Raw genomic sequence first — 8,373 nt, 5'->3', positions numbered from 1 at the left:
CTGCCCACCGACGAAGATCTGCGCCGTCTCGAAGGGCCGCTACTTAGCCCGGCGTTTCAAGAGCAAACGGCGCTAGGGGCCGCCAATCGGCTCAAAGAGCTGGTAGATGCGTCACGGGTTTCGGTCCAAGACGGCCTCAATCGCGTGCATGGGCTCACGCCGATCCGACCCCAAATCGAGCGCCTCTTGGCTGGGCTTTTGGACTGGCAGGCCGGCAAGGCCGATTGGTGCGATCTCCTCACCAGCGCGCTGATCTCGGGGCCGACGGGCTGTGGCAAGACGATGCTGGCGCGCGCCTTCGCGGCCCAAGCCTGCGTGCCCCTCGTATCCACGAGCTACGCGGAGTGCCAAAAGGCGGGCCATCTCGGGCAGATGCTCGCAGCGCTCGACACCGTTGTTAGTGAGGCCATCGCCAAGGCCCCCTGCGTGTTCTTTATCGATGAGATCGACAGCTTCGCAGATCGCATGATCCAGCATCGCAACAGCGAATATCAGCGCCACGTCGTCAACGCGATGCTGGTGCATCTCACACGGTTGGCGCAGGTGCCGGGGGTGATTGTGCTGGCGGCGACGAACCATCCAGAGCATGTCGATCCAGCGCTGCGACGGGCGGGGCGCCTCGATCTGCACCTGCGGATGCGTTATCCGGATCGGGCCGGGATCTCGGCAATCCTGCGCGATGCGCTCGGTCCATCCGCGCCAGATCTTGGCACCGCAGCGGATTTACTGATCGGGACTAGCGGCGCGACAGTTGACGGGGTGGCGCGTGCAGCCCTCGGGATTGCGCGGCAGCACGCTCGCCCGGTGGCAACGGACGATCTCATCGACGCCGCGCAGGAGGTCGTTCCGGCGATGGCTCCCGGTCTGCTCAAGCGCATGGCGGTTCACGAGGCCGGCCATCTGCTCGCAGCCTTTCAGCTGCTTTCCCTTCCTCCTACGAGCGCCGCCATCGGTCCCTCGGGCGGCACGATGGAGCTGCCGATCCAACCCGCAATTACCGAGACCGACTTGCGCGCGGCGATGATCGTCAGGCTGGCCGGTCGGGCCGCTGAACTGGCGACATTCGGTGACGCTTCGATTGGAGCCGGCGGCACGGAGCAATCCGACCTCGCCCTCGCGACCCGCATCGCGATCGATGCTGTGACTCGACACGCGTTCTTCGGCGGCGATCTGCTCTGGACGCCCGTCGCCCCCGAGCATCACCTGACAATGCACAAGCACCTGCGCCTGCGCGTCACTGACCTCCTCGACACAGCAAACGCCGCCGCCCTTCAAATCGTTGCCGACCATCCCCAAGCCATTGAGACGATTGCTCAGGCACTGATCGAACACCGAGAGGTGGATGCGGGGCAAATCGCAGACTTGCGGGCGTGGATCTCAAAAACGAAGCAGGGCGAATTGCAGGTGCAGGCGAAGAGAATGTAGCGCTAGCCTCGTGATCCGGCACGATCACCCAATACACGAGAGTAACAAAATCCGGATTTTTCCCGCTCGAGCGTGCATCCGAAAGATAAACTTTGAAGCACGTAGTGACGGGCGCTCACACCGTTCTAGAACGACATCCGGATTTTGCAGTCTCTAATAGGAAAATTCCGGAATTATCCATACTTATCAACATCATTCAGCATGAGGCATGCCACATTCGCCGATCGAAAAACATGAAAGCTGCTTAGACTGATTGCATCGATAGAACCCCAGAAAAAAACGGGGACAATCCGGATGATGCAAATATGGCCCAGCCCGCTCACACACGCCCGACACACTCGACCTCCCCCGTTCAGGAAGGCGTGCCGCATGTCTGAGTTGCCACCTCTGCTCACCCCCCAAGAGGCTGCGGCCTCGCTGCACATCTCAACCAAGACACTACGGCGCATGCGTGCGTCCGGGCTGCCCTTCATCACACTCACTAGCGGTTCAATTCGCTACAACGCCCACGATATCGCTGACTATCTGGCGCGGAAGACCCAAAGGATCGAACCCAAATGCCCTATCGACCAAAAAATTCGCGCAACTGGCACTACGACTTCCAGATCCGGGGTCGTCGATTTTATGGCTCTTGCGATACCGAAGACTTCGAAGAAGCCAAGGCGGTAGAGGCAGAGGCTCGGGTTGCCGCGCGCAACGCGCCGGAGGTCACACGTAATTTCACGCTATCTGAAGCTCTCGGCACCTATTTTTCGGAAGTCAGCACACATCAGCCCAGCGCCAAGACAACGATGAGCCAGTTTCGCTCGATCTTAGCGGTCATCAAACCCGCGACTCCCTTGTCCAAACTGACCGATGCAGACCTGATGCGGTTCCGGTCGACCAGGCGCTCTGAGGTGTCGAATGCGACAATCAACAGAACACTTGCGGCGTTTGACCGCGCCTTGCGGCACATGGAGAAGACTCACGGAGCTACACTAGCAACCCTTGATTTTGGAGCAAAGAAGCTGCCTGAACCGAAGGAACGTGTCCGGGAGTTGACGCTCGCTGAACAGAAGCGGCTGTTTGAGAATCTACGACCTGACCTGCATCCGATCGTTCAATTCGCGCTGATGACCGGTGCGCGACAAGGCTCAATCTGCAAACTACGCTGGCGCGATATCGACGTCGATACCGGCCGAATGACTTTCAGAATGAAGACCGACAGCGGCACATCTGCGAAGTCAATGACTTTCCCAATGAGCAGCGAAAACAAAGCGCTGCTTTCTACCCTGCCCCGCGCGACCGACCCCAAGCATGCATCCTTTGTCTTCACCTTCGAGGTTCAGAACCGTCGGATGAAATCCCGGCGGCGGATCCTGCAAAACTCGACAGCCTTTGAGCATTTCCGCGCCGCTGTCCGTGCCGCAGAGATCGAAGACTTCCACTTCCACGATCTGCGCCATACCTTCGCAACGCGGATGCTGCGCAAAACGCAAAATATCAAGCTGGTGAGCCGCCTTCTCGGACATTCGGAAATCACGACAACCAGTCGTTACGCTCATGTCATCGATAGCGATCTAGCCGGCGCGCTGGAGAGTTTTTCTGCCCTCGATAGCAAAGAGTCCCGAAGCCCCTCCCGAAGCCATAATAAAAATACAATTTAATCAATGAGTTACATAAGGCCCTGTCAGCTTCCCAAGCTGAACGCGCGGGTTCGATTCCCGCTACCCGCTCCAGCGCAAATATGCCCTGCTTATTTCGGCACCAGCCGATAAAGCGCGGCTTCATCGGCATCCTCGATGATCCAAAGCTGCCCTTGCGGCCCAACGGCAACATCGCGCACGCGCATTCCCAGATCCCAGCGCGCCAGTTGATCAGATCCATCGCCTGCAACCAGAGCTAGCCCCTGCCCCGCGAGCCCCCCGATCAGCAGATCGCCTTGCCATGCCGGAAAATCGCGCCCCTCATAAATCGCCAACCCCGCGGGGGCGATCACTGGCGACCACCAAAGTTTCGGCGCGGCCAGATCGGGGCGCGTGTCATGGTCGGGGATCGGCAGGCCGGAATAGTGCCGCCCGTTTGACACCAGCGGCCAACCGTAATTGAGACCAGGCTTGATTTCGTTCAACTCATCACCGCCGCGTGGGCCCATTTCATGCTCCCAAAGCGTGCCGTCGGGGCTGAAGGCGAGACCATAGGCATTGCGATGGCCCTCGGTCCACGTCTGCGCGCGCACACCGCCCGCGTCATACTGCGGATTGCCGGGCGCGGCTTTGCCCTCTCGCGTGAGGCGCAGGATTTTGCCGCGCGGGTTGTCGGGATCTTGCGCGGTGTCAGGCTGCATCCGGTCGCCGACGCTGAGATAAAGCATTCCATCGGGGCCAAAGGCGATGATCCCACCGGGTTGCCCTCGCCCGCCCGGTGTTTGCTGCCAAAGCGTCTTTATGCCTTCAAGTCGATCACCGCGCAGCGTGCCGCGCGCCAGTATCAGCGCGTTCTGCGGTGAGACATAAGTGAAATAGACCGCCTGCGTTTGCGCGAAATCGGGAGCGATGGCGACATCCAGCATCCCGTTCTGGCCGCTATATTGCACCTTTGGCAGCCCTTTGAGTTCGCTCAGGCCACTCTGGCCCACACGCCACATGCGCCCGGATTTGCCACTCACCAGCACATCGCCCCCCGGCAGCGGCGCAATCGCCCACGGGTTTTGCAGGCGCGCCACCGCTTGCAGCGCAAAGGGGGCATCGCGGCTGGCATTTTTTTCGCCCACATTCTGCGCAAGCAGCGGCTGGCCAAGCCCAAGAGCAAGGATCACGGCGGTTAAACAAGTTCGCATAAGGCACCTCCTAAGGTTAAAGATGGGGCTCTCGGCGTCGTGAACCACCCCCAAAGCGCTAAATTTCACACTGCTCAAACGGGTTGCGAATCCGCGCGCCTGCCCCTATATCAGCCGTCGAGAGGTTGGCGCGGGCGAGCGCCTCGCCAACCCGGTCAGATCCGGAAGGAAGCAGCCGCAACGAGCCCCGCTTGGGTCGCTGTCCAGCCTCTCACCCTTTCCCTGCTTCACCATGACACTTGCGAGCCAAGGCTGCGCGCGGATAGTTTCGCGCCAAAGGGAGAGTAATATGATGCGTTTTGTTCTGATCTTGCTAGCGCTGCTGCCGCTGCCGCTGGCGGCGCAAACCCTGCACAGCACCGAAGTGGCGCCCCACACCTATGCCATTCAAGGCCCGTTCGGGCAGCGCGACGCCGAGAACCTTGGCAACAATGCGACGTTCGGGTTGATTGTAACCAATGCGGGCGCGGTTCTGGTCGATGCGGGAGCCTCGTTCAAAGGCGCGCAGGCGCTGGATGTGGTCGTCAAAACGCTGACCGATCAGCCGGTGAAATACGTCATCAATACCGGCGGGCAGGATCATCGCTGGCTGGGCAACAGCTATTGGCAGGCGCAGGGCGCGCAGGTGATCGCAAGCAACGATGCGGTGGCCGATCAAAAGGCCCGCGGCTCGATGGAATTGACGGCGCTTGACGCACTGATGGGCAAGGATGCGCTGGCGGGCACGACGCCCGCCTATGCCGATATCCCCTTTGGCGATCAGTACACGCTAACCCTTGGCGGGCGCGAGATCGAGATCACCCATCCCGGCCCCGCCCATACGCCGGGCGACAGCTATGTCTGGCTGCCCGCGCAATCGGTGATGTTCACCGGCGATATCGTCTTTGTCGGGCGTATTCTGGGCGTGCTGGATATGTCCTCGTCCAAGGGCTGGATCGCCGCCTTTGACGATATGGCCGCCCATAATCCCAAGGTGGCGGTTCCCGGCCATGGCCCCGCGACCGATCTGGCCACCGCGCGCCATGACACTTACGACTACCTAAGCAATCTGCGCACGCAGATGGCCACCTATATCGAGGGCGGCGGCGAGATTATCGGCTCGGTCGAGGTGGACCAATCAGCCTTCAGTTATCTGCAAGATTTCGACATGCTGGCCAAACGCAACGCGCAGGCCGTGTTTTCGCAGATGGAATGGGAATGAGCTGGGTGGACCTTGTGCGCACGGGAGCCTAATCTAGCCGCCAAACCACAGGCCGGAGCCCCGATGAGCGAAACGCAATACCAAGTCCTCGCGCGCAAATACCGCCCCGCGACCTTTGCCGATCTAATCGGTCAGGAACCGATGGTGCGCACGTTGAAAAACGCGTTTGCCGCCGACAGGATCGCGCAGGCGTTTATCATGACGGGGATTCGCGGCACCGGCAAAACCACCACCGCGCGCATCATCGCCAAGGGGCTGAACTGCATCGGCCCCGATGGCAACGGCACGCCCACGACCGAGCCCTGCGGCGAATGCGAGCATTGCATCGCCATCGCCGAGGGGCGTCATGTCGATGTGATGGAGATGGACGCTGCCTCGCGCACCGGGGTTGGCGATATTCGTGAAATCATCGAGTCGGTGCATTACCGCGCGGCCTCAGCGCGCTACAAAGTCTATATCATCGACGAAGTTCACATGCTGTCAACCAGCGCATTCAACGCGCTTCTAAAGACGCTCGAAGAACCGCCCGCGCATGTGAAATTCATCTTTGCGACGACTGAAATTCGCAAGGTTCCCGTGACGGTTCTGTCACGTTGCCAGCGCTTTGATCTGCGCCGGATCGAACCCGAGGTGATGATCGACCACCTACGCAAAATCGCCGCGCTAGAGAGTGCCGAGATAGCGCAGGATGCGCTGGCACTGATCACGCGCGCGGCCGAAGGGTCCGTGCGCGACGCGATGAGTTTGCTCGATCAGGCGATTGCGCACGGCGCGGGCGAAACAACGGCCGAGCAGGTGCGCGCGATGTTGGGGCTGGCTGATCGCGGTCGGGTGCTCGATCTGTTTGACATGATTTTGCACGGTCAAGCTGCCGAGGCGCTGACGGAACTTTCCGCGCAATATGCCGATGGCGCTGACCCGATGGCGATCCTGCGCGATTTGGCGGAAATCACCCATTGGGTGTCGGTGATCAAGGTCACGCCCGAAGCCGCCGAAGACCCGACCGTGCCGCCAGACGAGCGCAAGCGCGGACAGGAAATGGCGGGCGCGATCCCGATGCGGGTGCTGACGCGGCTGTGGCAGATGTTGCTGAAATCCATCGAGGAAGTCGCAGGCGCGCCCAACACGATGATGGCGACCGAGATGGCGATCATCCGCATGACGCATGTGTCCGATCTGCCCGACCCCGACACGCTGATCCGCAAGATCCAGCAGGGCGCGGGTGGCAGCACGCAAGCGGCGGGGCGCGGCGCTGCGCCTTCGACCGGTCCGGTGCATGGCGCGACGTTGCGGGCACGGCGCGCGGGCGGTGGCGGGGCGGTGGCCGTGGCACAGGCAATTCCAAGCGAAACTCCCGACGCGCTGGCGCGCTTTGCCAGCTTTGACGATGTGGTCGAGCTGATCGCACGGATGCGCGACATGACGCTGCTGCTCGAGGTCGAAAGCAACCTGCGCCTTGTGAATTACCGCCCCGGCCGGATCGAGTTTGAACCCACGGAACGCGCCTCTCGCGATCTTGCGGCAACGCTTTCGGCGCGGCTGCAAGGCTGGACCGGCGTGCGCTGGGGGGTTTCAGTCGTGTCCGAGGGCGGGGCACAGACCATCGCCGAGGTGAAAGCCGCGCAGATGGATCAGGCCAAGGCCGAAGCGATGCACAACCCGCTGGTCGCCGCGATTTTCGACGCTTTTCCACAGGCGAAATTTGACGAAATCACCGATGCCGCCGCGCTGGACGCTGAAATCGCGACCGAGGCGCTGCCCGAGGTCGATGACGAATGGGATCCCTTCGAGGATGGCTGAGCGCGCGGACCTTGTCGCCAGCCCCGCGCATGCGTATCTGTGACAAAACCACGCTAACAGGAGAAAGCGATGTTCAAGGGACTGGGCGCGATGGGCGACATGGCCAAGATGATGAAGGCCGCCAAGGAAATGCAAGAAAAGATGGCGCAGCTGCAATCCGAGCTGAATTCCATCGTCGTCATCGGCGAGGCCGGCGGCGGTCTGGTGCAGGCGCGCGCCACCGCCAAGGGCGAGCTGACAGGGCTGTCCATTGACCCTTCGATCCTGCAAGCTTCAGAAAAGGAAATCGTCGAAGACCTGATCCTCGCCGCTGTCAAAGACACGCAGGCCAAAGCCAAAGAACGCGAAGGTGATGAGCAACGCCGCCTGCTGCGCGAAATGGGCTTGCCCGAGAATATGGAACTTCCCGGTTGAACGCGGCGCTTTAGACATGAGCCAGGGGCGCGACGACATCGAGGGGCTGATCGCGCTGATGGCGCGGCTGCCCGGCCTTGGGCCACGCTCGGCGCGCCGGGCGGTGTTGCACCTGATTTCCAAACGCGCGCAGTTGATGGCCCCGCTGGCCGAGGTGATGGCCGATGTCGCGCGCAATGCCCGCGAATGTGCCCGCTGTGGCAATATCTCGGGCCAGCCAGTCTGCGCGATCTGCGAGGATGAGCGCCGCGCCATTGGGGAACTCTGCGTGATCGAGGATGTCGCCGATCTCTGGGCGATGGAGCGCGGGCACGCCTTCAAGGGGCGCTACCATGTGCTGGGTGGCACGCTGAGCGCGCTGGATGCCATCGGCCCTGACGAACTGCGCATCCCCGATCTGATCGCGCGCATTCAAGACGAGGGCATCCGCGAAGTTATCCTCGCGCTCAACGCCACGGTCGAGGGCCAGACCACCGCCCATTACATCGCCGAGGCGCTGGAGCCGTTAGGAGTTTCCGTCACCAGTCTCGCACAAGGTGTGCCAATCGGAGGCGAGCTGGACTATCTTGATGACGGCACGATCCAAGCCGCGTTGCGCGCACGCAAAGCGTTCTAATGGCCACCCGTCCTGAAACAGAGGCGCTGATGATGTAACCGCCCTCCGACGGCATCGATGTGCCAAGGTGGGTCTGCGATGATCCACAAAGGAGGACGG

General features: G+C 61.4%; 8 protein-coding genes and 1 other RNA gene. 8 read left to right on the top strand and 1 reads right to left on the bottom strand.

The features are described from left to right. The 3 genes from ACN0SD_RS20515 to ACN0SD_RS20505 all read left to right on the top strand — a co-directional run. On the top strand, window positions 1-1,425 hold a 1,425-nt coding region (locus ACN0SD_RS20515; protein WP_417810033.1), incomplete at its 5' end, for an AAA family ATPase. Between the two features lie 294 nt (window positions 1,426-1,719). Further along, entirely contained in the window at window positions 1,720-2,094 is a 375-nt protein-coding gene (locus ACN0SD_RS20510) for a helix-turn-helix domain-containing protein (RefSeq protein ID WP_417810032.1), read from the top strand. Then, the gene (locus tag ACN0SD_RS20505; protein WP_417810031.1) at window positions 1,983-3,071 is read left to right on the top strand and encodes a tyrosine-type recombinase/integrase; all 1,089 of its coding nucleotides are present in this window, start codon (window positions 1,983-1,985) and stop codon (window positions 3,069-3,071) included. The genes ACN0SD_RS20510 and ACN0SD_RS20505 overlap by 112 nt, the downstream gene beginning before the upstream one ends. Window positions 3,072-3,160: 89 nt before the next feature. Here ACN0SD_RS20505 and ACN0SD_RS20500 read toward each other — a convergent pair whose 3' ends face one another. Continuing rightward, window positions 3,161-4,243 (bottom strand): PQQ-dependent sugar dehydrogenase, encoded by a 1,083-nt coding sequence (locus ACN0SD_RS20500; RefSeq protein WP_417810030.1) that lies wholly within the window; start codon window positions 4,241-4,243, stop codon window positions 3,161-3,163. Window positions 4,244-4,362: 119 nt separating this feature from the next. Here ACN0SD_RS20500 and ffs point away from each other — a divergent pair. From ffs to recR, 5 genes are all read left to right on the top strand, one after another. Continuing rightward, window positions 4,363-4,459: signal recognition particle sRNA small type (gene ffs / locus ACN0SD_RS20495), an RNA gene on the top strand. A gap of 73 nt (window positions 4,460-4,532) precedes the next feature. Then, window positions 4,533-5,444: an MBL fold metallo-hydrolase gene (locus ACN0SD_RS20490; protein ID WP_417810029.1), complete on the top strand. Its 912-nt coding sequence runs from the start codon at window positions 4,533-4,535 to the stop codon at window positions 5,442-5,444. Window positions 5,445-5,507: 63 nt separating this feature from the next. Beyond that, a complete protein-coding gene (locus ACN0SD_RS20485) occupies window positions 5,508-7,244 on the top strand; it encodes a DNA polymerase III subunit gamma/tau (RefSeq protein ID WP_417810028.1) in 1,737 nt (578 codons plus the stop codon). Window positions 7,245-7,313: 69 nt separating this feature from the next. Continuing rightward, entirely contained in the window at window positions 7,314-7,658 is a 345-nt protein-coding gene (locus tag ACN0SD_RS20480; protein WP_417810027.1) for a YbaB/EbfC family nucleoid-associated protein, read from the top strand. Between the two features lie 16 nt (window positions 7,659-7,674). Further along, a complete protein-coding gene (gene recR / locus ACN0SD_RS20475; protein WP_417810026.1) occupies window positions 7,675-8,274 on the top strand; it encodes a recombination mediator RecR in 600 nt (199 codons plus the stop codon). Window positions 8,275-8,373 lie beyond the last annotated feature (99 nt).

Origin of the sequence: Thioclava sp., from assembly GCF_048263065.1 — a bacterium.
Lineage (GTDB): Bacteria > Pseudomonadota > Alphaproteobacteria > Rhodobacterales > Rhodobacteraceae > Thioclava.
This window is presented reverse-complemented; position numbering and strand designations above follow the sequence as displayed.

What these genes read in the sequence shown, in the direction of transcription:
- ACN0SD_RS20510 (WP_417810032.1), top strand. Translation starts at nt 1,720, where the DNA reads ATGATGCAAATATGGCCCAGCCCGCTCACACACGCCCGACACACTCGA.
- ACN0SD_RS20505 (WP_417810031.1), top strand. Translation starts at nt 1,983, where the DNA reads ATGCCCTATCGACCAAAAAATTCGCGCAACTGGCACTACGACTTCCAG.
- ACN0SD_RS20500 (WP_417810030.1), bottom strand. Translation starts at nt 4,243, where the DNA reads ATGCGAACTTGTTTAACCGCCGTGATCCTTGCTCTTGGGCTTGGCCAG.
- ACN0SD_RS20490 (WP_417810029.1), top strand. Translation starts at nt 4,533, where the DNA reads ATGATGCGTTTTGTTCTGATCTTGCTAGCGCTGCTGCCGCTGCCGCTG.
- ACN0SD_RS20485 (WP_417810028.1), top strand. Translation starts at nt 5,508, where the DNA reads ATGAGCGAAACGCAATACCAAGTCCTCGCGCGCAAATACCGCCCCGCG.
- ACN0SD_RS20480 (WP_417810027.1), top strand. Translation starts at nt 7,314, where the DNA reads ATGTTCAAGGGACTGGGCGCGATGGGCGACATGGCCAAGATGATGAAG.
- recR (WP_417810026.1), top strand. Translation starts at nt 7,675, where the DNA reads ATGAGCCAGGGGCGCGACGACATCGAGGGGCTGATCGCGCTGATGGCG.